This is a genomic window from Streptomyces griseoviridis, from assembly GCF_005222485.1.
In the GTDB taxonomy this organism is placed as follows: Bacteria; Actinomycetota; Actinomycetes; order Streptomycetales; family Streptomycetaceae; genus Streptomyces; species Streptomyces hintoniae.
Genome location: NZ_CP029078.1, coordinates 547,848 through 570,636, shown reverse-complemented (window position 1 = coordinate 570,636; position 22,789 = coordinate 547,848). Strand labels below are relative to the sequence as shown.

Genomic DNA, 22,789 nt, shown 5'->3' with positions numbered 1-22,789 from the left:
TCCGCGCCCCGATTGGGTGAATGGGTATTCACCAGCTAATGTGAATACCCATTCACCTGTTACGGAACGTCGCGAATGGAGTGCCGATGGAGCAGCCGGGCCCGATATCCCCACCCACCGGGAAGCGGGCCACGCGCGACCGGCTCACCGTCCCCGTGCTGGCGTTCGGCGGCATCCTCATGGCCGTCATGCAGACCGTCGTCGTGCCCCTGCTGCCCGACCTCCCCCGGCTCACCGGCTCCTCCCCGGCCGCCGTCTCCTGGATGGTCACCGCGACCCTGCTCGCGGGCGCCGTCCTCACCCCGGTCCTCGGCCGGGCGGGCGACATGTACGGCAAACGCCGGGTACTGGCCTCGGCCCTGGTCCTGATGACCGTCGGCTCGGTGCTGTGCGCGCTCTCCTCCGACATCGTCGTCCTCATCGCCGCCCGCGCCCTCCAGGGCGCCGCGGCCGCCGTCGTACCGCTGTCGATCAGCATCCTGCGCGACGAACTCCCGCCCGACCGGCGCGGCTCCGCGGTCGCCCTGATGAGCTCCACCGTCGGCATCGGCGCCGCCCTCGGCCTGCCGCTGGCCGCGCTGGTCGTCCAGTACGCCGACTGGCACACCATGTTCTGGCTGACCAGCCTGCTCGGCGCGATCGGCGTCACCGCGGTCTGCTGGGCCGTCAAGGAGTCACCGGTCCGCGAGCCCGGCCGGTTCGACATCGCCGGCACCCTCGGACTCGCCGCCGGTCTCGTCTGCCTGCTGCTCGGCGTCTCCCAGGGCGGCCAGTGGGGGTGGACGAGCCCGGCGGTGCTCGGCCTGTTCGCCGCCGCCGTCGTCGTCCTCGCCGTGTGGCGCGCCCAGCAGCTGCGCGCCGCCCGCCCCCTCGTCGACCTGCGCCTGGTGGCCAGGCCGCGGGTCGGGCTCTCCCATGTGGCGGCCCTGCTCACCGGATTCGCCTTCTACGCCAACTCCCTCGTCACCGCGCAGCTCGTGCAGGCGCCGAAGGCCACCGGCTACGGGCTCGGCCTGTCGATCGTGGCCACCGGCCTGTGCCTGCTGCCCGGTGGCGTCACCATGCTCCTCTTCTCCCCGCTGTCGGCCCGGATCTCGGCCACCCGCGGCCCACGCGTCACCCTCGCCCTCGGCGCCCTCGTCATCGCCTCCGGCTACGCGCTCCGCATCGCCGACAGCCGCGACCTCTGGATGATCATCCTGGGCGCGACGGTCGTCGCGACCGGCACCACCCTGGCCTACTCCGCCCTGCCCACCCTCATCCTGCGGGCCGTCCCGGCCGAGCAGACCGCGTCGGCCAACGGCGTCAACGTCCTGATGCGCACCATCGGACAGGCCGCGTCCAGCGCGGCCGTCGCCGCCGTCCTGGTCCACCACACCAGCCAGGTCGGCGGCGCCACCGTGCCCACCCTGCACGGCTACCTGCTCGCCTTCGGGATCGCCGGCGCGGTCGCGCTGCTGGCCTGCGCCGCCGCCCTGTCCATCCCGGGCGAGCGCCCCACCGACCGCGACCGGCCCCGCGGGACGCCGGCCCGCGGCAGCCGGGACAGCGCGTTGGAGGGAGCATGAGTGCCGTGAGCACTCCTCCCCACCCGACCGCCCCGGCCCCCGCACGACGCGACGCCGAAGCCACCAAGGCCGCCATCCTCCGCGCGGCCCGCCATCTGCTGGCCCGGCACGCGCACGCCGACATCACGCTGAAGGCGGTCGCCGAACGGGCCGGCGTCAGCGCGCCCCTCGTCGTGAAGTACTTCGGCAACAAGGACAGCCTGTTCGCCCGCGTGATGTCCTTCGAGACGGACGCCGACCTGCTGCTCGACGCGCCCCTCGACGACCTCGGCCGCCACATGGTCAGACACGTCCTGGTCAGCCAGGCCGCCGGCAGCGACCCGCTGCTGCGGATCGTGTTCGCGCCGCTGCACCGCGAGGAGGGCGACACCCTGCGCGCCAACTTCCGCACCCAGGTCACCGACCGCCTCACCGCCAGACTGACCGGGCCCGACGCGGGCCTGCGCGCCGAGTTCGCGGTGGGCGCCCTGCTCGGCCTCGGCGTCATGTACGGCATCGCGCGGGGCACCGAGATCCGCACCGCCGACCTCGACGACCTCGTCGACCGCTACGCGCCCGCCGTGCAGAGCCACCTCACCCCGTCCTGACCGGCCCCGCGCGCGGTCGGCACGCGCCCGGCGCCATGCGGTGCCGGGCCGCGTTCCGGCAGGTGGCAGACTGGCGCCATGGACGAGCGCACTTTCGGTAGGACGGGCCAGCGGGCATCCGTCGTCGGACTCGGTACGTGGCAGCTGGGCGCCGACTGGGGAGACGTCGAGGAGAAGGACGCCCTCGCGGTGCTGGACGCGGCGGCCGAGTCGGGGGTCACCTTCTTCGACACCGCCGACGTCTACGGCGACGGCCGCAGCGAGCAGACCATCGCCACCTTCCTGCGCGGCCGGCCCGACCTCGACATCATGGTCGCCACCAAGATGGGCCGCCGCGCCGACCAGCTCCCCGAGAACTACGTCCTCGACAACTTCCGCGCCTGGAACGACCGTTCGCGCCGCAACCTCGGCGTCGACCGCATCGACCTGGTCCAGCTGCACTGCCCGCCGACCCCCGTCTACTCCTCGGACGAGGTGTACGACGCCCTCGACACCCTGGTCGCCGAGGAGCGCGTCGCCCACTACGGCGTCAGCGTGGAGACCTGCGCCGAGGCGCTCACCGCGATCGCCCGCCCGAACCTGGCCAGCGTGCAGATCATCCTCAACCCGTTCCGGATGAAGCCCCTCGCCGAGGTGCTCCCGGCGGCGGCCGAGGCGGGCGTCGGCGTCATCGCCCGGGTGCCCCTCGCCTCCGGCCTGCTCTCCGGCAAGTACACCAAGGACACCGTCTTCGGTGCCGACGACCACCGCACCTACAACCGGCACGGCGAGGCCTTCGACGTCGGCGAGACCTTCTCCGGTGTCGACTACGCGACGGGCGTCGAGGCCGCCGCCGAGTTCGCCGCCCTCGCCCCCGAGGGGTACACCCCGGCCCAGCTCGCGCTGCGCTGGATCGTCGAGCAGCCCGGCGTCACCACCGTGATCCCCGGCGCCCGCACCCCCGAGCAGGCCCGCGCCAACGCGGCGGCGGCCGGCCTCCCGGCGCTGGACGCGCGGACCCTCGCCGCGATCGGCGACCTGTACGAGCGGCGGATCAAGCAGCAGGTCGAGGGCCGCTGGTAGCGGACACGACGGCGGCGGTGAGCGCCCGCCGGCCACGCACGCGACGGCGGCGGTGAGCGGAACCCCCGCCCACCGCCGCCGTCCGCACGCGGCGCCGTCACACCGCCCGTCGGCCCGCCTCTTCGAGCGCCGCCAGCTGCCGGTCGTGCACCCGGCTGAGGACCAGCACCGACACGGTGGCGCCGATCAGCGCGCAGAACATGTCCCACTGGGTGTCCCACACATCGCCCTGGGTGGCGAGGAAGGCGTCCGCCGCCTGCCCGCCGACCACCGCGGCCAGCCACTCCAGCATCTCGAAGACGGCGCTGAAGGCGAGGCACGCGCACACCGTCAGCGGCGCGAGCCAGCGGCTGCCCCGCAGCGGCGAGGTACGGCTGAGCAGCTCCCGCACCAGGACCGCGGGAACGAAGCCCTGCATCAGGTGCCCGAACCGGTCGTAGGGATTGCGGTCGAGACCGAACGCGTCCCGCACCCAGTCACCGGCCGGGACCTCCGCGTACGTCCAGTGACCGCCCACCATCAGCACCAGCGCGTGCGCGGCCAGCAGGACGCACAGCAGGTTCGTCAGCGGGAACCGCCGCCGGGCCAGCACCACCAGCGGCAGCCCCACCAGCACCCACACCGTCTCCAGGAACCACGTCGTACGGTCCTTCGGCCCCCACGCCGACACGGCGAGAGCCACCACCACCAGGGCGGCGGACAGGGCGGGCAGCAACCGCCGGGCCGGGGGTGCGGGGTGTGCGAGCACGGTCATGGGAGCTCCTCCTCGTGAGAGCCCCCATGCTGCTGGGCGCACCGGGCGACGGCATGAGTACGGCTACTCAGCGGACGGGCGGAAAGGCCCTCAGTCGCGGGGGCCGCGCAGCGCGCTCAGCGCGGTGCCGATGGCCTCCTGGAGTTCTTCGAGACGCCGCACGATGTCGTCGTCGCCCTCGTCGAGGAAGTCCCGCGCGTCGTCGAAGGTCAGCTCCTCGAACGCCTTCGTCGCCTTCTGGAGACTGTTGTGGAACTTCGTCCGCCGCTCCTGGACCCGGAGTTCGGGGTCGGTCTCCACCATCTCGACGACCATCGACTTCACGGTGTCGTACGCCTCGCTGACCCACTCGCCGCTGACGTCCTCGCCGTCGCCCTCCAGCTCGTCGAGGAGCGACAGATGCCGCTCGGCCTCCTGACGCAGGTCCACGGGTGCGTCGACGGTCTGCCCGGCGGGCGTCTTCATCTGCCCCGACTCGGCGATCTGCCGCACGTACCCGATCCGGTCGACCGTCCTGCTCTCGCTGGCGACGGCCTTCTTCAGATCGTCCGTGCGCACCACGTCCCGCGCCAGCTCCGCCTGCAACGACGGGTCCTCACGCACCCGGTCGAGCAGCGCCTGCCGGGCGGCGCGGGCCGTCGACGGGTCGGCGAGGATCGCGGCGCGCAGCGCGGTCGGGTTCTCCGCGACCTCCAGCGCCTTGGTCGGGCGGATGCCCTCGGCCTCGGCGGCCTCCGTGATGGCGGTGCCCCGCTCCGAGGCGGCGCTGTTGCGGGAGACGTAGTACGTCGACCAGAGGTCGCCGTCCGGGAGTTCGGTCTCCTGACCGGGCGCGAGGGCCTCGAAGTGCGGGACCACGCCGTCGTCGGCGGCCCGGTCCCACGCCTTGTAGTAGCGCATGACCCGGTCGGGGGAGCACTGCGCCAGCTCGGCGAACTCCTTCGCGGACACCTTGGGCGTCTCGTCCGGACCCTGCCCGCCGGGCCGGACGCTGCGCGCCACCATCAGCGCGAAGGCCCACCCCCCGGTCCTGGCGTAGACCCCGAACTCCCGCGCGTCGCGCGCGACGAGATCGGACAACGGCGCCTGGGACGCCTCGGACGGAGCGATCGCTAGGGTCACGGATGACTCTCCTGTACGGGGGGAACGGTACGGCCGGAAGCCTAACGGCAGGCGCCGGCCGGTCCCGGCAGGGCTGGGCCGCGCCCCGCCCGTCCGGCAGGATGCTCGTATGAGTGTTCGCCCGCTGCCCGCCGCAGCCCCCGCCGCCCAAGGCGTCGACGCCACCCGCGTCCACGCCTTCCTCGACGCCGTCGAAGCGACCCCCGGGCTCGAACCGCACAGCCTCATGATCCTGCGCCACGGACACCTCGTCGCGTCCGGCTGGTGGGCGCCCTACACGGAGCGCCGCCCCCACCTGCTGTACTCGCTCAGCAAGAGCTTCACCGCGACGGCCGCCGGGATCGCCGCCGGTGAGGGACTGCTGGACTTCGACGACACCGTCCTCTCGTACTTCCCCGAGCTGGACGCCGACGTCACCGACCCGCGCAGCCGCGCGATGCTCGTCCGGCACGTCGCGGCCATGGCCAGCGGCCACGAGGACGAGACCTGGGACCGGGCCCGCGCCGAGGACCGCGACGACCTGGTGCGCGGATTCCTGCGAGTGCCGCCCGAGCACGACCCGGGCACCGTGTTCGCCTACAACCAGCCCGCGACGTACGCCCTCGGCGCGATCGTCCAGCGGGTCACCGGGCAGTCCCTCACCGACTACCTGCGCCCCCGGCTCCTCGACCCGCTCGGGATCGGCGCAACGGCCTGGGTGCGCGACCGCTCAGGGCGCGAGATCGGCTTCAGCGGCCTGTACGCCGCCACCGACGCCCTCGCCAGGCTCGGCGAGCTGTATCTGCGCGACGGCGTCCTGCGGGGCAGGCGGCTGCTGCCCGAGGGATGGGTGGCCGACGCCACCCGCGCGCACATCGCCACCGGCGCCACCCCGCCCGACCCGCTCGCCCCGGACGGCGAGCGCGGCTACGGCTACCAGTTCTGGCGCTCCCGGCACGGCTACCGGGGCGACGGCGCCTACGGGCAGTTCTGCCTGGTGCTGCCCGAGCAGGACGCCGTGATCGCCACGACGACGGCCGCGCAGAGCGGCCAACTCCTCCTCGACCTGGTCTGGGAGCACCTGGTGCCCGCCTTCGGCCCCGAGCCGCTGACCGGCCGGGACGAGCAGGACACCGCGCTGGCCCGGCGCCTCGCCGCGCTCGCGCTGCCGCCCGCCACCGGGAAGCCCGCCCCGCCGGAGCGCGCACAGGACTGGTCGGGCGCCGAGTTCGGCCCGCGCGACGGCGGCTGCGCCGCACAGCCCCGGCTGACGGCCGTCACCGTGACGGCGGACGCCGACGGCTGGTCGCTCGCCCTCACCGAGGGCGGACACCGGACGACGGCCCGGCTGCCGCAGGCCGGCTGGAGCGTCACCGACGGGCCGCCGCCGGTCGCCGTGAGCGGCGGCTGGAGCGACCAGGACACGCTGACCGCGGACCTGGTGTTCCTCGAGACCCCGCACCGGCTGACCGTGACCTGCTCACTGCCCGACCGCGCCTTCACCGCGCACTGGCACACCACCCCGCTGGACGGCGCCCCGCTGCGCGCGCTGCGGGCGCCACGCCCGTCAGCCTGACGTCACCCGGAACGTCCGGAAGAACGTCGCGAGGGCCCGCCGGTTGACGGTGTCGTCCCAGTCGGCGGCCGGGGTGGTCCAGCGCAGCGAGAAGCCCCGGCCGCCGCCGAGCAGGAGACCCCGGCCCAGGGTGCGCAGCCGCGCGCCGTCCACGACGGACAGCCACTCCATGTCGGCGGCCCTGCGCCCCTGGTACGTCGTCGCCTCGATGTCCCCGAGCCGCCGGAACCCTTCGGACCGCGCCAGATCCGGTTCGACGTCGTCCCGCCAGACGGCGACGGGGTCCGCGCCGACCCGCTCGCTGTACGTCACGGCGAGGGTGCGCGGGTCGCCGGGCGCCCCGAACGTCACCCGGGACGCGAGATCCCCCGACCGGGCGGTCTCCAGCGCCTTCCAGCCCTGGGGGAGCGCCACCGAGAAGCCCTCGGGCGAGGTGAGGACGCGGAATCCGGCCGGTGGCCCGGTGGGTGAGGGTGAGGGCGGGGCGCTCGGGGAGGCGCTCGGCCGCCTCCCAGGGGCCGTCGACGAGGACCGGGACGGCGACGGGGACGGCGCCGGGTCCGATGCCGACGCGCCCGGGGCCGGACCTCGGCCGCCTGAGCCCTCGGGGCGGGAGCCGGACACGGAGGCGCGGGCCGACGGGTGGGTGGCCGCGCTCGCGGGCGCCTCGTCGGTGCCCGGCAGCCCGTGGGCGGCGGCGAGGACGGCCACCGCGACCGTCGCCGTGGCCAGGACCGTGCCGCCGATCATCGCCCGTCTGCCCCGGCCCGCCCCGGTGCACCGCCCGCCCGCCCCCGCCCGCGCCCCTGGCTCATCGGCCGGCCCCGGCTCCTCGGCCGCGACCCGCAGCAGGGCGTCCCGCACCACGACCCGGGTCAGCCGCTCCCGGCAGTCCTTGCGCAGCAGCCCCAGAACGGTCCGGCCCAGCGGACCCGCGCGCACCGGCGTCCGCAACGGCAGCCGGTCCACACCCCGCAACGTGGCCTCGGGCCGCTCGCGCTCCCGGTACGGCGGCCGCCCCTCCAGCATCGTGTAGAGGATCGCGCCCAGCGCCCACAGATCGGCGGCGGGCCCGATCCGCTCGTCGCGGGCCTGCTCGGGGGAGGCGTACGAGGGGGCGGTGAGCCGGGGCGCGAGGGTGGCACCGGCCAGCCCGAAACCGGTCACCAGGACCGAGTCGTCGCCTCGCACGTACACCTGGCCTGGGCTCAACTCGCCGTGGGTGATGCCCTCCCGGTGCGCGGTCTCCAGCACGGCGAGCACGTCGAGGCCGAGCCGCGCGACCCGCGCGGGCTCGAACGTGCCCTGCCGCGCCAGGAGTTCGGAGAGCGGCACGCCGTCGATCCACTCGGCGACGATCCACAGCCGGCCGTCGCCGGCCACCGCGTCCACGACCGTCGCGACCCGGCCGGGAGCCACCGCGCCCATCGTGCCGGACATCCGCAGGGCGCGGGCGGCCACCCGGGGATCGGCCTCCCCCTCCGGATCGGGCGGCAGCGCGATCTCCGTGAGCAGGAAAGGGCGTTGGTCCTCGACGGCGGTCCCGTACCAGCAGACGCGGTTGGTCTCGCGGTGGACCACGTCGACGAGCCGATACCTCCCGGCGACCAACTCGTGTGTGAAGACATGCGCCTTGACCATGGTCATCCCTCGTCGAACCCCTGGGTCTCACCTTTCCCAGAGGTACGCGAGGGGTGACGGGATGTGTTCAAAGGAATCCCGAACGGAGTCGGGAATTCACCTGAGTCCGAACCGCTCGGCCCACGCCATGACGTCCTCGACGGTCGTGTTGCCGCCGCACACCACGAGCCCGATCCGGGCGTCGGCGCCGACCCGCTCGACGACCAGGCGGGCCGCGGCGAGCGCGCACCCCGCGGCCGGCTCGGTCCACACCTTCGCGTGGCGCGCGAGATCGAGGGTGCCCTGGACCGCGTCCCGGTCGGGCACCACGAGGACCTCGTCGACCAGCGCCGCCACATGGTCGTAGGTGAGCCGGGACACCGAGGGCGCGCTGAGCGTCGTCACCACCGACGACAGGGGCACCGGGACCGGGCCGCCCGCCGCGAGCGCCGCGGACATCGCCTCCGCGCCCCCGGTCTCCACACCCCAGATCCGCGCCCCGGGGCGCAGCTCCCGCAGCGCCGTCGCCACGCCCGCGATCAGCCCGCCGCCGCCGACGCTGACGACGAAGTCGGTCACCTCACCCGCGTCCTCGGCGAACTCCAGCCCCACCGTGCCCTGCCCGGCGATCACCACCGGGTCGTCAAAGGGGTGGACCAGCGTCAGCCCCTCCTCCTGGAGCCTGGCCACCGTCCCGAACGCCTCGTCCATGCCGTCGGTCAGCCGCAGCGACGCGCCCGCCGCCTCCACCTGCTCGACGGCGTACGCGGACGCGGAACGCGGCATCACGACCGTGGCCTTCACATCGAGGGCGGCGGCCATCACCGCGACCGCGATGCCGTGGTTGCCGCCGCTGATCGCGAAGACCCCGGCGGCCCGCTCCCGCTCGCTCAGCGACAGCAGCTTCGCCGCGGCGCCGCGCGCCTTGAACGAGCCGGTGCGCTGGAGCAGTTCGAGCTTGACGGTGACGGGCACGCCGAGCAGCGTCGACAGACCGGGGCTCGGGACCGTCGGCGTACGCACCACCTGGTCGGCGATCCGCTCGGCGGCGGCTTCGATCTGCGACATGTCGATCACGGCAGGCACCTTTCCGGCACGGGGGGCGAGAATCCGTACCGACGCTCACCCTGGTCGGCAACCCGACGCGGGTCAACTCGGTCATCCCGGACGAACGCCGCGGAAGCGGCCCAGGTCAGTGCTGTTCGGCCTTCTGCGGCGTCGCCTCGCTCGGACGCACCACCACGAACCCCTCGCCCTGGAGCATCAGCTGCACCGCCTCACCCGAACCGCCGCGCAGCATCGAGCCGATGGACTGCGAGCGGTGCAGCGAGGTCTCCAGCCCGGCCGTCCAGCCGACCACCGCGTCCGTGTCGACGTACACCGGGTACTGCGGCGACACCGGGATGAGCAGCGGATCGCCCTCGCAGACCAGACCGAGCTTGCCGTGCCCGGTGAAGACGCTGTTGAACAGGCCGCCGCCGGTCATGCCCGCGCCCTTCACGGTGCCTATCCGGTACGACAGCGTGGCGTCGAAGCACAGGACGTTGCGGCCGTTGACGGTGAACTCGTCGCCGGGGTCGATCTCGACGATGAAGCAGTTCTGCGCCTCGTGCGCGAACCAGGCCTCGCCCTGACCGCGCGCCGCCATCAACGGCAGCCCCTCCCCGGTGACCGCGCGCTTGAACATGCCGCCCACGCCCTGGCCCTTGCGTTCGAACTTGAGGTTCCCGCGGAAGGCGATCATGGCGCCCTGCCGGGCGTACATCTCGCCGTCCACCGCGTACCTGACGCACTTCGCGTTCTCGACGGTCATGCCCGGCGCGGTGGCGGGCTGGACCATGTGCTCACTGGAAAACAGATCACCCTTCATACGGGCATCCTGACCCGGGACGGGCCCCCGCGCCAAGATCGGGGCACGACGGGCTTCGCCGGGCAGTGCGCGGCGGAGCCCTGGAACCCCCGTCAGGCGCCGAACAGTTGGGTCCAGTAGGTGCCCGCAGGGCCGCCGCCCTCGAAGCCGACGCCGATGTGGGTGAAGTCCGGCTTGAGGATGTTGGCGCGGTGGCCAGGGCTGTTCATCCAGCCCTCGACGACCTCGGCGGCCCAGCGCTGCCCGCACGCGATGTTCTCGCCGATCGAGCGCCGCCGGGAGCCCGCGGCCGCCGCCCGGTCCCACGGCCGGCCGCCCTCGGGTGAGGTGTGGGAGTAGAAGGCCCGCGCCACCATGTCCGCGCTGTGCGCCTGCGCGGCGACACCGAGGAGCGGGTCGGTGACGAGCGGGCGCAGCCCGGCCCTCGTCCGCTCCGCGTTGGTGAGGGCGACGACCTCGGCCGTCGTCCGCGACAGGCCCTCGGGGGTGAGGGGGCTCGCCCACAGCGCGGTCCAGAAGGTGTCGCCCGAGCGGCCGTCGCGGACGTGCGCGATGCCCGCGTGGGTGAACTCCCGCTCCCGCAAGGTGCGTCGGGGCCGTTCCTCGCCGAGGCAGTACGCCACGAAGTCGGCGGGGGTGCGCGGCCCGGACACCAGGTGCTCGCCGCTGGCGAGGTACGCGTACCCGGCGGCGGTGACCCGCTGGTGCACCGAGACCCCGTCCGCGCCCTCGGTGCCGAGGCGGCCCGCGGCGGCCATGGCGGCGGCGTGCGCGCGGGCGGCGGCCGTCAGCCGGGCGTCGAGGGCGACGGGCGGCGCACCGGCCGCGGCGCGGGCGGGGTTGACCAGGGTGAGGAAGCCGTCCGGATCGGGCGGGGGCGGGACGGACCGCGCGGGAGGGGGGACGAGGGCCGGCGGGGGAGAGGTCCGGGTGCGCGGGGGAGGGCCGGGGGGCGCGGTCGGTTCGTCGGACACGTCCACGCCGAAGTCGCGGGCGATTCCGGCGAGTCCTTCGGCGTAGCCCTGGCCGAGCGCGCGGAGTCTCCAGGCGCCGTCGCGCCGGTAGATCTCGGCGAGCAGCAGCACCGTCTCCTGCCGGGGGCGCGGTGGCGCGAACAGGGCCAGCGGGCGGCCGTCCGGCGCGCTGACCTGGAGGGTGGGGGAGGGGAGGTCGCCCAGCGGGGTGCCGGGTTCGGCCGGGGTGACGACCACCGTGACCCGGGTCGCCCCGGGGCGCAGCCGCGGCGGGTCGACGGTGAGGGTGTCGCCGCCGAGGCGGGCGCCGGGGGCGGCCGGCTGGTTGTAGAAGACGAAGTCGCCGTCGCCGCCGACCTTGCCGCCGTCGTCCGTGATGAGCGCCGACACGTCGAAGGGGCCGGCCACCCGGACGCGCAGGGCTCCCTCCGGGAGGGGCATGTTGCCCCCGGGTACCAACTCGCCCATCGTGCCGCCCGCCGCCCCGCTGTCTCGTCGTCGCCCCGCGCCCCGGTCAGGACGCGGTCGGTCCGACAACGTCCGGCGGTGCGACAACGTCCGGCGGTGCGGGCCTGGTTCCCGGTCCGCCGGTGCGGCGGGGCGGCGGCTTTCCACAGAACGCGGAGTCCAGGGTGCCCGCGAGGGTGTCGAGGACCGGACCGTTGTTGGAGGTGGTGGCGAACGCCGTGAGGTTGCGGCGGCCGTCCTTCGTCGCGAAGGCGTAGGTGTAGTAGCCCTGGACCGCGCCCGTGTGGCCGTACACCGACACCCCGCAGGGCAGATCGCGGCGGCGCAGCCCGAGCCCGTACCCCTGGGTGTCGCTGACCCGGACCGTGCGGCGCATCTCCCGCAGCCGCGCGGGCGAGGTCAGCCGGCCGGACAGCAGCGCCGACAGGAACGTGCCGACGTCCCGGGTGCTGGAGACGACCGCGCCCGCGCTCTGCGCCCAGGACACCGTCTGCTCGGTCGCGTCGACGAGGGCGTCGCCCGGCCGGTCCGGGGTGAGGTAGCCGCGGGCGTGCCGGCCGGGGATCGCGGTGTCCGGGTGGACGTAGAAGGTGTCGCGCAGCCGCAGCGGCCTGAACACCCGCTCGCGCAACTCGGCGCCCACGGGGTGTCCGGTCAGCCTCTCGATGAGCATCCCGGCGACCACGAAGTTGGTGTTCGCGTAGGAGTAGGCGGCGCCCGGCCGGTTCAACCGCGGGTGCCGCAGCGAGAGGTCCACCAGCTCGCGGTAGGTGAAGACCCGGGTGCGGACGGCCTCGAAGCCGGGGACCGTCCGGGCGAAGAGGCGGTCCGCGTAGTCGTACAGGCCGCTGCGGTGGCCGAGCACATGACGGACCGTGATGGCGTCGTCCGGCAGCAGCCCGGGGAGGTAGCGGTTCACCGGGGCGTCGAGGTCGAGCCGCCCCTCGTCCGCCAACTGCATCAGCACCACCGCGGAGAAGGTCTTGGTGACGCTCCCGATCCGGAACCGGTCACGGCCGTCGAGGACCCGTCCGGTGCGCCGGTCGGCGAGGCCCACCGCCACCTCGGTGACCGTGCCGCGGTCGTCGATCCTGGCCGTCGCGCCGGGCGCGCCCCGGCCGACCGCCGCGTCCAACACCGCGCGCAGAGCCGCCGGATCAGGGCTCGGAAGGGTTCCGGCGGACGCCGGGGCGACCGGGGGAGCGGGGGGAGCGGAGGGAACGGGAGGAGCGGAGGCAACAGGGGGAGCCGCGGCCGTGGGTGGCGCGGCCGGGGCGGCGGATGCCGCGTGCGCGGGTGGCGCGGTGAGGGCGGGTGGTGCCGCGTGGGCGGGCGGGGCGAGCAGGGTGAGCGCGGGCGGGGTCAGCGGGGTGAGCAGGGTGAGCAGCAGCGCCGTCGTCCGGACCGGTGCCCGGCGCGCGGCCGGTCCTGGGGGTCTCGGGGCCGGACGGGTACGCGGTGCGAGATCCATCACATGCACGCCAGGGAACCTTCTTCCGTCTCGTCACCTCTCCCCTCACGACGCACAGTTGGTCGCTCTGTGATCAGTGGTCGAGGTGGCTTTGCGAAGTATTGCCCTGAATCGCTCCGGAATCGATCATTTCGGCTTTACATGGGCATGACAGACGCGCAAGGGTTCCGTCCTGGGGCCCGACCAGCCCCGGTGGCGCCGCAGCGCGCCACGCGTCGAGGCGGCGGGCGCGTCCCGGCCGCCTTGCCAGGAAGGAACACCCCTCAGTGCGTAGAGCGCACATACGCAACGTGGCGGTCGCCGTCGCCGCGACGACGGCCGCCACGGGCCTCACGGGCACCGCCTTCGCCGGACCCGCCACCGGGGCGGCCCGCTCGGCGCCGCCCGTCCCGGCCGCGTCCGTCGTCCCGGCCGCCCGAGCCGCCGCCTTCGCCCACCCCGCCGCGACCGGCGTGACACCGGGCGACCGGCTCCAGGCGCGGGACGTCATGATCGACCCGGAGGGCGCCCGGCACGTCCGCTTCAGCCGGACCCGCGCGGGCCTCCCGGTGCTCGGCGGCGACCTCGTCGTCCATCTCTCCCGGCAGTTCGCCTGGACCGGCGTCACCCGCGCCGCCGACCGCGCCGTACGCCCGGCCGAGGACACCGCCCGGCTCACGCCCGCGCGGGCCGAGCGGCTCGCCGCCGCGGCGGCCGGGGGCGAGGCGTCCACCGCCCGACTCGTCGTGGACGCACGGACCGGCGCCGCCGCCCTGGCCTACCGGGTCACCGTGACCGCCGCCACCACCGAGGGCGGCGGCTCCCACACCGTCGTCGTGGACGCCCGCACCGGCGCGGTGCGCAGCGACACGCCCGACGACGACGGGTTCCTGTCGCCGAAGCTCCTCGACACCCTGCGCGAACGCGGCGTGCCGGCGGACCAGGCCACCGGCACCGGTGCGCACCCGGCGGGACTGACCGCGTCCCCGGCGGCCGGCGCCGCCGTCCGCTACCCCAGGACGACGGCGGGCAGCGGCAGGTCGCTGTTCCTCGGCAAGGTCCCCCTGACCGTCAGCCAGACCGCCCGCACCACCTTCGTCCTCAAGGACCCCACCCGGTACGGCACCGAGACCCGGGACGCCAAGGGCGCCTACACGGAGAAGTTCGGCTCCGGAAAGAAGATCACCAGCACCACCGGAGGCTTCGGCGACGGAACGACCGGCAACCGGGCCAGCGCCGCCGCCGACGCCCAGTACGGCGTCACCGAGACCCTCGACTTCTACCGCAGGACCTTCGCGCGCAAGGGCATCGCGGGCGAAGGCAAGGCCGCGCGGGCCATGGTGCACTGGGGCAAGAAGGTCCCCAACGCGTTCTGGGACTCGACCTGCGGCTGCATGCTGTACGGCGACGGGGACGGCGACCTGTTCAAGAAGCCGCTCGTCGTCCTCGACGTCACGGGACACGAACTCACCCACGGCGTGGTCGACGCCACCGCCGCGCTGGAGCCGACCTACGTCGACGCGGACGGCAACCAGTACGGCGAGCCCGGCGCCCTGAACGAGTCCCTCGCGGACATCTTCGGCTCGGGCGTCGAGTTCTTCGCCGACAACGCGAAGAACCCGCCGAACTACCTGGTGGGCGAGAAGCTCGGGCTCGCCCAGAAGTTCCTGCGCCGCCTCGACCACCCGTCCCTCGACCGGCTCGAAGGCGCCGTCGACTCCTGGTCGCCGCAGACGTACTCCACCGAGGTGCACGCCGGTTCAGGCGTCTCCTCGCATGCCTACTACCTGCTCGCCGAGGGCAGCGGCCGCAAGAAGATCGGCGCCACCACCTACGACTCGCCCACCTACGACGGGTCCGTGGTCAAGGGCATCGGACGGGCCAAGGCGACGGCGATCTACTACCGCGCCCTGACCCGCTACATGGTCTCCTCGACCGACTTCCACGACGCGCGCACCGCGACGCTGAAGGCGGCCAAGGACCTCTACGGTTCCGGCAGCACCGCGTACCGGACGGTGAACCAGTCCTGGGCGGCCGTCAACGTCACCCAGGCCAACACACCGGCGTCCGCACACCGCTGACGGCGCATCGCCTACGCCGCATCGCCCTCCGCCGCACCGCCCTCCGCGTCGACGAACGCCCGGCGCGGACGGCGGTCCGGGCGGACGCGCGGTTCAGTACCCCAGCTCCTCGATCTGCCGCGCGACCTCGAACTCGGTGGCGCAGGCCGGGCAGCGCCCCCGTCCGAAGACATGGGTCAGGGCGCGGGCCACCGCTTCCTGGCCGTGCGCGACCGCCTCGCCGTGCAGCCGCGCCCCGATCCCGGTCAGCTCGCCCGGCGCCGCCGGGGTCAGCTCGCCGCGCGGCGCGGTGCTCTCCTTGGCGGGCCCGGTCACGTAGTCGCCCACCGACACGAACGTGCCGAACTGGCCGAAGGCCACGAACAGACCAGCCTCGCACTCGGGGCACTCCACCTCGTACTCCTCCCCGTTCACCCCTTCGAGGGTCTCCGCCCAGAACTCCTCGCCCTCGAAGGACAGGACCGCCGCCAGCAGGTACACGAAGAGGTCCGCCGAGAGGCCGGGTTCCGCGACCGACGCGCGCGCCACGCCCAGCAGTTCGGCGATCTCGGACGCGTACTCCTCGCGGCGCGGGTCGTCGGTGTCCACGACGATCGACCCCGCCAGCACCACCGCCTGGTGCCGGTCGCCCGGCGCCGTGCCCCGCGCGATGTCCGTGAGGCGGGGGACCGCCGCCCAACTCGCGTCGTACACCGACCCCTGATGGCAGAGCGAGGACCACAGCTCCTGCCACACCTCGTCGTCCTCGGGCCCGCCGAGGCGCTGGAACAGGCCGGGTATGTCCTCGGCGGAGCCGTAGGCGTGGGTCAGTTCGTGCCAGTCGATCGTCGTCATGGGGACGATGATGGCGCCTCCCACTGACAACGCCCCCTCACCGCGGGAAACGCCCCGTGACGCGTGCCGCGGCCGGCCGTTCAGCGGGTGAGCAGACCCTCCCGGTGGGCGAACGCCACCGCCTCCGTGCGGCTCGCCGCGCCCAACTTGGCCAGGATGTTCGACACATGGACGCTGGCCGTCTTCCCGGTGATGAACAGCTCCTCGCCGATCTGCCGGTTGCTGCGGCCCTCGGCGAGCAGCCCCAGCACATCCCGCTCACGGGCGGTCAGCGGCGACGCCGTCCGCGCCGCCGGGTCCGTCGGCCCGACGCGCCTCAGCAGCGCGTCCACCTGGTCCCGCAGCGGGACGGCGCCGAGCCGCACCGCCACCTCACGGGCGAGCCCGGCCTGCTCCACCGCCTCGGCGCGCCGGTCGGCCCCGGCCAGCGCCTCCGCGAACCGGGCCCGGCAGCGCGCGCGTTCGTACACGTCGCCGAAGCCGAACGCGGTCACCGCCGCCTCCCAGGCCGCCACGTCGGGACCGGACACCGCGCGCTTCCACTCGGCCTCGGCCCGCGCCAGCCACGCCAGACCCTCGGGTCCCTGCGGGGCGCCCTCCTCACCGCTGAGGGCGGTGGACCGCGCCAGCGCGACCAGTTCGTCCGCCGCTGCCCTCCACCGCCCCGCGTCACCCCCGGCCCGCCGCAGGGCGACGGCCGCGTCCGAGACTGCCGTCAGACCGAGGGCGGCGAGCCTGACCGCCACGTTCGGGCGGGTGCCCGCGTCGTCGCCGAGGGCGTCGACCGTCGTCCGCACCCCTTCCACCGCCGCGAGCGGATCGCCGCGCAGCACCGCGGCCTCCGCCAGCGCGATCCCCGCGACCAGCGTCGCCCACCAGTCGAACGGGCCCGCGAGCAGCGCCCCGGCCCGGTCGGCGGCCGTCAGATCGCCGCGCGCCAACCCCACGTGCAGCGCGGGCCCCGCCGTGTACCCGCCGGCCGGCGGCAGCGACCCGGCGTCGGCCGCCGCGACCCGCAGACACTCGTCCCACCGGCCCAGCGTGTACAGCACCACCAGATGGAGGTAGCGCATCTCCAGCGGATGCGGCGACGACAGCAGCCCCGCGCACCTGGCCCGGTCGAGGCCCTCGCGCACCCAGGGCAGACAGCCCTCCAGATCACCCGACTCGAAACCGCCGACGGCCAGATTGAACAGGGCGCGCATCTCGACCGGCGCGTTCCCCGCGCTCCTGGCCAGCTCCCTGGCCTCCGTCAGCCGCCGCCGGCCCGCGGCGCCGGTGCGGCCGCCGTCCTCCAGGTTGGCGAGGGAGATCAGCAGGTCGGCCTGGGCGTCAGGCATCCGCAGCTCCCTGGCGGCCCGCAGCGCCCGGTGGGCGATGCGCCGGGCCGTCCCGTTCTCCCTGATCTGGCGGGCCGCCAGCACATGGGTGGCCGCCGCCCACACCCAGGTGCGGGTCGGCGGCTCGGCCGGGATCATCGCCAGCGCCTCGCTGCTGTACGCGAACGCGGCCGTCAGGCTGTCCACACCCAGCAGGTTCCCGGCGAGCGTGTAGCGGATGCGGGCGGCCAGTTCGCAGTCGGTGTCCCGGCCCGCGCCGGCCAGCGCGGCACGAGTGAGGGAGACCGCGCGGTGCGCCTCGCCCGCGTGCGCGGCCGCCGCCGAGGCGCGCAGCGTGAGCGTCACCGGGTCCCTGCCCTGGCCGGCGGTGCGGGCCGCCGCCTCCACGGACTCCCACAGGTCGAGGGCCGTCTCCAGGTGCCGCAGCTCCTCGGCCGGCGCGCCCATCCGGTGGGCGTGGTCGGCCGCCTCGACGGAGGCGGCCAGCGCCTCGGCGAGGTCATGGCTCTCCCGGTAGTGGTGGGCCCGCTCGGCGGCGCTCCCGGCCCGGCCGCCGCGCCCGGCGAGCAGCCGCGCGAACGCGCCGTGCAGCCGCGACCGCTCCCCGGGCAGCAGATCCGCGTACACCGCCTCCCGGGCCAGCGCGTGCCGGAAGGCGTACCGGTCGCCGTCGCCCGCGACGAGCAGTTGCCGCCCGATCGCCTCGCGCAGCGCCGACTCCAGGGCGTCCTCGGGCAGTCCGACCGCGTCCCGCAGCAGGTCGTGCTCCACCCGCCGCCCCGCGACGGCCGCCGTGCGCAGGACCTGCTGCGCGGTGTCGGAGAGCTGCTCGAAGCGGATCAGCAGCGCGTCGGCCAGACCGCTGGGCACCGGCCCCGCCTCGGTGTCGGTGGCCGCCACCAGCTCCTCCGCGTAGAAGGCGTTGCCCTCGGCGCGCGCCACGATGCCCCGCACGGTCGCCTCGGGCAGCGGCCGGTCCTCCAGGGCGCGGACCAGCCGGGCGACCTCGGCGTCGGCCATCGGCCGCAGCTCGAGACGCTCCACGGCGGGCAGCCTGACCAGCTCGGCGAGGAGCGGGCGCAGCGGATGCCTGCGGTGCAGGTCGTCGGCGCGGTAGGAGGCGAACACGGCGACCGTGTGGGCGGGGGCACCGCCCGCGGGCCGCTGCAGGATGCCCCGGCTGAGCAGGAACCGCAGCAGGTCCCGGGAGGACTGGTCGGCCCAGTGCAGGTCCTCGACGACAAGCAGCAGCGGCGCCACGTCCGCCAGGCCGGCCAGCAGCCCGGCCACGCCCTCGAAGAGCTGGAGCCGTCCGCCGACGTCCTGTTCCGCGCCGCCGCCCAGCAGCCTCTCGACCACCGGATGGGCGGCCAGTACCGGAGCGAACCGCTCGTCCCCGGCGAGCGCGCCGAGCACCTCGGTGAACGGCAGATACGGCAGCCCGACGTCACCGAGGTCCACGCAGTGCCCGGTGAGCACCGTCGTCCCGGCGGCCGACGCCCGCGCCGCCAGTTCGTCGAGGACCCGGGTCTTGCCCACGCCCGCGTCCCCGGCGAGCAGCACGGCGTGCGCCCGCCCGGCGCGGGCGCGCTCCAGTACGGCGGTGAGGCGGGCGATCTCGTCGTCCCGGCCGATCAGGGGTGCGGTGAGTACGGTCTGCGGCACCCGCCCATCCTGGCACGCACCACCGACAACGGGCCCGGGACCAGGGGGAACCTGGGAGCAGCGGGAGCCCGGGACCGGCGGGCACCCGGGGTCAGCGGGGACGCACCGGTCCGTGCCTGCCTGTCCCCACATCCGCGGGGTTCAGCGCAGGGTGTCCGCCCAGTTCGCCGGTACCCGGCCGGCGGGGCCCGGCGTCGGCTGGTCGGCGGGGTGGCTGACCGGCGGGGCGAGGGCCGGGCCCGACTCGTACAGCTCACCGGAGGTGAAGTCCCAGAACCACTCCTCGCCCGGCTCGAAGCTGCGGATCAGCGGATGCCCGGTCTCGGCGTGGTGGGCGGTGGCGTGCCGTGAGGGGGAGTCGTCGCAGCACCCGATGTGGCCGCAGAGGGCGCAGCGCCGCAGATGGAACCACCAACCGCCGCTCGCGTCGCACTCGACGCACCCGGTGCCGCTCGGCGGGACGTCCGGGTCGATGCCGTCGACACCGGCAGTGTTGTCGGCGTTGTCAGTGTTGCCGGTGCCGTCAGTGCTGGTCATGAGTGCTCCTCGGAGGTCTGGTCGTCGTCGGTGAGCGGCAGCAGGACCTGGAAGCGGGTGTCGCCCGGCACGGACTCCACCTGGAGGGTGCCGTGGTGCTTGTTCACCACGATCCGCCAGGAGATGTCCAGGCCGAGCCCGGTGCCCTCGCCGACCGGTTTGGTGGTGAAGAACGGGTCGAAGATCCGGCCGCGGATCTCCTGCGGCACCCCGGGTCCCGTGTCCCGGAACTCGACCAGCAGCCGGTCGCGCTCCAGCGCGGTGCGGACCGTCAACGTGCCCTCGCCGCCCGCGCTGTTCATGGCGGAGACGGCGTTGTCGACGAGGTTCGTCCACACCTGGTTCAGCTCCGCCGGGTAGGCGGGGATCCTCGGCAGGGTGCGGTCGTACTCCTTGACGACCTGGATCCGCTTGCCGATCTTCCCGGAGAGCATCAGCAGGGTGCTGTCGAGGAGTTCATGGACGTCGGCGTGCTGGTAGGGGGCGCGGTCGAGCTGCGAGTACTGCTTGGCGGCGTCCACGAGATGCGAGATCCGGGTGGTGGAGTCCTCGATCTCGTCCATCAACAGCTCGGTCTCGACGGTGTAGTTGAGCCAGCCGATGGCGTTGGGCAGCATCTGCGGGTCGACGGCGGCCGCGACCTGGTCGAGCCAGTCGAGGTCGAGCCCGGCCTGCACGAAGGTGGGCGCGAGCCGCCAGCCGTCCGCGATGTCGTGCGCGTCGAACCAGTCGGCGAGCGCGTCCTCCCGGTCGGACGCTTCGAGGGGGCTCAACGTCGTTGCCTTGGCGACCAGTTCGGCGGTGCGCTCCTGCACCTCGATCAGATGGGCCAGCTCCTCGCGCGGGAACGGGCCCGAGGAGATGACGCCCAGCTTGTGCCGCATCTTGGCGACCCGCTCGCGCAGCGTGGCGGTGGCCCGGACGGCCGCGGCGGCCGGGTTGTTCAGCTCATGGGTGAGCCCGGCCGACAACGAGCCGAGCGCCAGCAGCCGTTCGCGCTGGCCGATCGCCCGCTGGGTGCTCTTGGAGCCGAAGAACAGCCCCTCCAGCAGATGCACGGCCATCGGGAACGACTCCCGCATGAAGTCCGCGAAGCTGTCCGCGGGCAGCACGAAGAACCGCGTCGGCTCGGTGACGCGCATCGAGTTGTTGTAGACCTGCCGGACGCGGTCGCCGATGTACGCCTGCATGGCGCCTGAGTACACCCCGGGCTGGGAGGAGCGGGTCACCTCGACGTCGTCGCCGCCGACCCGCCGGGACAGCACGACGGTGCCCTCGATCATCACGTAGAAGCAGGTGGCGGGGTCGCCCTCGGTGTACACGGGACCGGGCTCGAACAGCTCCACCCGCCCCTCGCTGCACAGCCGCCCCAACTGCTCGGGGGTGAGCTTCTCGAACAGGAACAGCGAGCCGATCTCCCGCGGGCTGCACGGCATCGGCCGCCCGCTCACGACTGCTCCAGATACCGGTGGACGAGCATGACGGCCATGGCTCCCTCTCCGACGGCGGACGCGACGCGCTTGGCCGACTCGGCGCGCGCGTCGCCCGCCACGAACACCCCGGGGACGTTCGTCTCCAGGTGGTACGGAGGCCGGTCGAGATCCCAGCCGGCCGGCGGGCGCCCGTCGGCGGTCAGGTCGGGACCGGCCAGGATGAACCCGTGCTCGTCGCGGAGCACCGTCCCGTCCAGCCAGTGGGTGAGCGGGGCCGCTCCGATGAACACGAACATCCACTGCGCGTCGACGCGTTCGGTCGCGCCGCTCTCCACATCGCGCAGGGTGAGCGCCTCCAGATGGTCCGAGCCGTGCGCCGACTCGACGACGGTCCTGGCGCGGACCGAGATGTTGGGCGCGTCGGTGATCTGCTGGACCAGGTAGTACGACATGGACGCGGCCAGGTCGTCGCCGCGCACCAGCAGCGTCACCGACTTGGCGCCCCTGGCCAGGTACATGGCCGCCTGTCCGGCCGAGTTGGCGCCGCCCACGATGTACACGTCATGGCCCTGGCAGGAGGCCGCCTCGGTCAGCGCCGAGCCGTAGTACACCCCGCAGCCGGTCAGGTCGTCAGTGCCGGGCGCGGTCAACTGCCGGTAGGAGACGCCGGTCGCGAGGATCACGCTGTGCGCGGCGACCGCGGAACCGTCCGAGAAACGGACCGTGCGGGCCGCCCCGTCGACCTCCAGGCCCGTCACCTCGCGCGCGGTGAGGATCTCGGCGCCGAACTTCGCCGCCTGCCGTCTGGCCCGGTCGGTGAGCTGGCCGCCGGAGACGCCGTCGGGGAAGCCGAGGTAGTTCTCGATACGGGAGCTCTGCCCGGCCTGCCCGCCGGTCGCCGACCGCTCCACGAGCACCGTGCGCAGCCCCTCGGACGCCCCGTAGACGGCGGCGCCGAGCCCGGCCGGGCCGCCGCCGATGACGACCAGGTCGTAGAAGTCCTCCGCCGGGGTCGTCGCGAGTCCGACCCGCGCGGCCAGTTCGGGCGCCTCGGGCTCGACGAGCGGCGCCCCGTCGGGCGTGATCACCAGCGGCAGCCGCCTGCCGTCCTGCCCGGCCGCCGCGAGCAGCCGCGCGCCCTCCGGTTCCTCCGCCGAGTACCAGCGGTAGGGCACCTGGTTGCGGGCCAGGAACTCCCGCACCTCCGAGGAGCGCGCCGACCAGCGGTGGCCGACCACCTTGGTGGCGGGCACCGGCCGGAAGTCGGAGCACCGCCACGCCTCGAGCAGGTCGTCGAGGACCGGGTAGAGCTTCTCCTCGGGCGGGTCCCACGGCTTGAGGAGGTAGTGGTCGAGGTCGACGACGTTGATGGCGTCGATCGCCGCGTTGGTGTCCGCGTAGGCGGTCAGCAGCACCCGGCGGGCGCCCGGGTACACGTCGAGGGCCTGTTCCAGGAACTCGATGCCGTTCATCTGGGGCATCCGGTAGTCGGCCAGGATCACCGCCACCAGGTCGCCGCGGAGCTTCAGCTCACGCAGCGCCTCCAGCGCCGACTCGCCCGACTCCGCGCGCACGACACGGTAGGACTCGCCGTAGCGCCGCCGCAGGTCGCGGGCGACGCCGCGGGAGACCCCGGGATCGTCGTCGACGGTCATGATGACGGTCCGCGCTGCGTCGGACGGCTGTGCCATGTGTCTCCACCCCGAGTGGTCGGACCGACCGCACGGCGGGCCCTCTCGGGGGAGGCGGTCGCCGCGCCGGCTCCCGTCCATCGTATGTTCGATCTCCGTGGTTCGCCGAAGGGGCGACGCTGGGCGGGGGCGGGTGCCGGGTGTGCCGAGTGGTGAAGACTGGCCCTCGCGACCGGCC

General features: G+C 74.3%; 17 protein-coding genes. 5 read left to right on the top strand and 12 right to left on the bottom strand.

Annotation, left to right across the window (positions count from 1 at the left end; all coding sequences use genetic code 11):
- Positions 1-86: 86 nt before the first annotated feature.
- The 3 genes from DDJ31_RS02375 to DDJ31_RS02365 all read left to right on the top strand — a co-directional run bounded on the left by DDJ31_RS02375 (position 87) and on the right by DDJ31_RS02365 (position 3,217).
- On the top strand, positions 87-1,568 hold the full coding sequence (locus DDJ31_RS02375) for an MFS transporter (protein WP_127181965.1): 1,482 nt from the start codon (positions 87-89) through the stop codon (positions 1,566-1,568).
- Positions 1,565-2,155, top strand: a complete 591-nt coding sequence (locus DDJ31_RS02370; RefSeq protein ID WP_127181966.1) for a TetR/AcrR family transcriptional regulator — start codon at positions 1,565-1,567, stop codon at positions 2,153-2,155. Before DDJ31_RS02375 ends, DDJ31_RS02370 begins: the two co-directional genes overlap by 4 nt.
- A gap of 78 nt (positions 2,156-2,233) precedes the next feature.
- Entirely contained in the window at positions 2,234-3,217 is a 984-nt protein-coding gene (locus tag DDJ31_RS02365) for an aldo/keto reductase (protein WP_127181967.1), read from the top strand.
- A gap of 97 nt (positions 3,218-3,314) precedes the next feature.
- Here the strand turns inward: DDJ31_RS02365 and DDJ31_RS02360 are convergent, their stop codons facing one another.
- Together DDJ31_RS02360 and DDJ31_RS02355 are read right to left on the bottom strand one after the other, a co-directional pair.
- Positions 3,315-3,971 (bottom strand): DUF2238 domain-containing protein, encoded by a 657-nt coding sequence (locus DDJ31_RS02360; RefSeq protein ID WP_127181968.1) that lies wholly within the window; start codon positions 3,969-3,971, stop codon positions 3,315-3,317.
- 90 nt (positions 3,972-4,061) lie between these two features.
- Positions 4,062-5,093 (bottom strand): hypothetical protein, encoded by a 1,032-nt coding sequence (locus DDJ31_RS02355; protein ID WP_171480760.1) that lies wholly within the window; start codon positions 5,091-5,093, stop codon positions 4,062-4,064.
- A gap of 109 nt (positions 5,094-5,202) precedes the next feature.
- On the opposite strand from DDJ31_RS02355, the gene DDJ31_RS02350 reads away from it, so the two are divergent.
- A complete protein-coding gene (locus DDJ31_RS02350; protein WP_127181969.1) occupies positions 5,203-6,648 on the top strand; it encodes a serine hydrolase domain-containing protein in 1,446 nt (481 codons plus the stop codon).
- Here the strand turns inward: DDJ31_RS02350 and DDJ31_RS02345 are convergent.
- From DDJ31_RS02345 to DDJ31_RS02325, 5 genes are all read right to left on the bottom strand, one after another.
- Positions 6,640-8,295, bottom strand: a complete 1,656-nt coding sequence (locus DDJ31_RS02345) for a serine/threonine-protein kinase (RefSeq protein ID WP_127181970.1) — start codon at positions 8,293-8,295, stop codon at positions 6,640-6,642. The genes DDJ31_RS02350 and DDJ31_RS02345 overlap by 9 nt on opposite strands.
- Positions 8,296-8,385: 90 nt before the next feature.
- On the bottom strand, positions 8,386-9,336 hold the full coding sequence (locus DDJ31_RS02340; protein ID WP_431028925.1) for a threonine/serine dehydratase: 951 nt from the start codon (positions 9,334-9,336) through the stop codon (positions 8,386-8,388).
- Between the two features lie 124 nt (positions 9,337-9,460).
- Positions 9,461-10,138 (bottom strand): AIM24 family protein, encoded by a 678-nt coding sequence (locus DDJ31_RS02335; RefSeq protein ID WP_127181972.1) that lies wholly within the window; start codon positions 10,136-10,138, stop codon positions 9,461-9,463.
- Positions 10,139-10,230: 92 nt separating this feature from the next.
- A complete protein-coding gene (locus DDJ31_RS02330; protein WP_127181973.1) occupies positions 10,231-11,580 on the bottom strand; it encodes a CAP domain-containing protein in 1,350 nt (449 codons plus the stop codon).
- A gap of 46 nt (positions 11,581-11,626) precedes the next feature.
- The gene (locus tag DDJ31_RS02325; protein ID WP_127181974.1) at positions 11,627-13,051 is read right to left on the bottom strand and encodes a serine hydrolase domain-containing protein; all 1,425 of its coding nucleotides are present in this window, start codon (positions 13,049-13,051) and stop codon (positions 11,627-11,629) included.
- 266 nt (positions 13,052-13,317) lie between these two features.
- On the opposite strand from DDJ31_RS02325, the gene DDJ31_RS02320 reads away from it, so the two are divergent.
- A complete protein-coding gene (locus DDJ31_RS02320; RefSeq protein WP_127181975.1) occupies positions 13,318-15,111 on the top strand; it encodes a M4 family metallopeptidase in 1,794 nt (597 codons plus the stop codon).
- A 93-nt stretch (positions 15,112-15,204) separates the two neighbouring features.
- On the opposite strand, the gene DDJ31_RS02315 is transcribed toward DDJ31_RS02320, so the two are convergent.
- The 5 genes from DDJ31_RS02315 to DDJ31_RS02295 form a co-directional block, all read right to left on the bottom strand.
- Entirely contained in the window at positions 15,205-15,945 is a 741-nt protein-coding gene (locus DDJ31_RS02315; protein WP_127181976.1) for a hypothetical protein, read from the bottom strand.
- Between the two features lie 80 nt (positions 15,946-16,025).
- Entirely contained in the window at positions 16,026-18,950 is a 2,925-nt protein-coding gene (locus DDJ31_RS02310) for a helix-turn-helix transcriptional regulator (RefSeq protein WP_127181977.1), read from the bottom strand.
- Between the two features lie 141 nt (positions 18,951-19,091).
- Positions 19,092-19,487, bottom strand: coding sequence for a UBP-type zinc finger domain-containing protein (locus DDJ31_RS02305; protein ID WP_127181978.1), 396 nt, complete (start codon positions 19,485-19,487; stop codon positions 19,092-19,094).
- Positions 19,484-20,938 carry an ATP-binding protein gene (locus tag DDJ31_RS02300; protein ID WP_127181979.1) on the bottom strand — a complete coding sequence of 485 codons (1,455 nt, stop codon included), beginning with the start codon at positions 20,936-20,938 and terminating at the stop codon, positions 19,484-19,486. Before DDJ31_RS02300 ends, DDJ31_RS02305 begins: the two co-directional genes overlap by 4 nt.
- Positions 20,935-22,611, bottom strand: a complete 1,677-nt coding sequence (locus DDJ31_RS02295) for an FAD-dependent oxidoreductase (RefSeq protein ID WP_127181980.1) — start codon at positions 22,609-22,611, stop codon at positions 20,935-20,937. The genes DDJ31_RS02300 and DDJ31_RS02295 overlap by 4 nt, the downstream gene beginning before the upstream one ends.
- Between the last annotated feature and the right edge of the window lie 178 nt (positions 22,612-22,789).

Excerpts from the sequence above, each read along its gene's own strand:
- DDJ31_RS02360 (WP_127181968.1), bottom strand. The coding sequence starts at position 3,971 with ATGACCGTGCTCGCACACCCCGCACCCCCGGCCCGGCGGTTGCTGCCC.
- DDJ31_RS02305 (WP_127181978.1), bottom strand. The coding sequence starts at position 19,487 with ATGACCAGCACTGACGGCACCGGCAACACTGACAACGCCGACAACACT.
- DDJ31_RS02345 (WP_127181970.1), bottom strand. The coding sequence starts at position 8,295 with ATGACCATGGTCAAGGCGCATGTCTTCACACACGAGTTGGTCGCCGGG.
- DDJ31_RS02340 (WP_431028925.1), bottom strand. The coding sequence starts at position 9,336 with ATGTCGCAGATCGAAGCCGCCGCCGAGCGGATCGCCGACCAGGTGGTG.
- DDJ31_RS02315 (WP_127181976.1), bottom strand. The coding sequence starts at position 15,945 with ATGACGACGATCGACTGGCACGAACTGACCCACGCCTACGGCTCCGCC.
- DDJ31_RS02365 (WP_127181967.1), top strand. The coding sequence starts at position 2,234 with ATGGACGAGCGCACTTTCGGTAGGACGGGCCAGCGGGCATCCGTCGTC.
- DDJ31_RS02325 (WP_127181974.1), bottom strand. The coding sequence starts at position 13,051 with ATGGATCTCGCACCGCGTACCCGTCCGGCCCCGAGACCCCCAGGACCG.
- DDJ31_RS02350 (WP_127181969.1), top strand. The coding sequence starts at position 5,203 with ATGAGTGTTCGCCCGCTGCCCGCCGCAGCCCCCGCCGCCCAAGGCGTC.
- DDJ31_RS02295 (WP_127181980.1), bottom strand. The coding sequence starts at position 22,611 with ATGGCACAGCCGTCCGACGCAGCGCGGACCGTCATCATGACCGTCGAC.
- DDJ31_RS02330 (WP_127181973.1), bottom strand. The coding sequence starts at position 11,580 with ATGGGCGAGTTGGTACCCGGGGGCAACATGCCCCTCCCGGAGGGAGCC.
- DDJ31_RS02335 (WP_127181972.1), bottom strand. The coding sequence starts at position 10,138 with ATGAAGGGTGATCTGTTTTCCAGTGAGCACATGGTCCAGCCCGCCACC.
- DDJ31_RS02370 (WP_127181966.1), top strand. The coding sequence starts at position 1,565 with ATGAGTGCCGTGAGCACTCCTCCCCACCCGACCGCCCCGGCCCCCGCA.
- DDJ31_RS02375 (WP_127181965.1), top strand. The coding sequence starts at position 87 with ATGGAGCAGCCGGGCCCGATATCCCCACCCACCGGGAAGCGGGCCACG.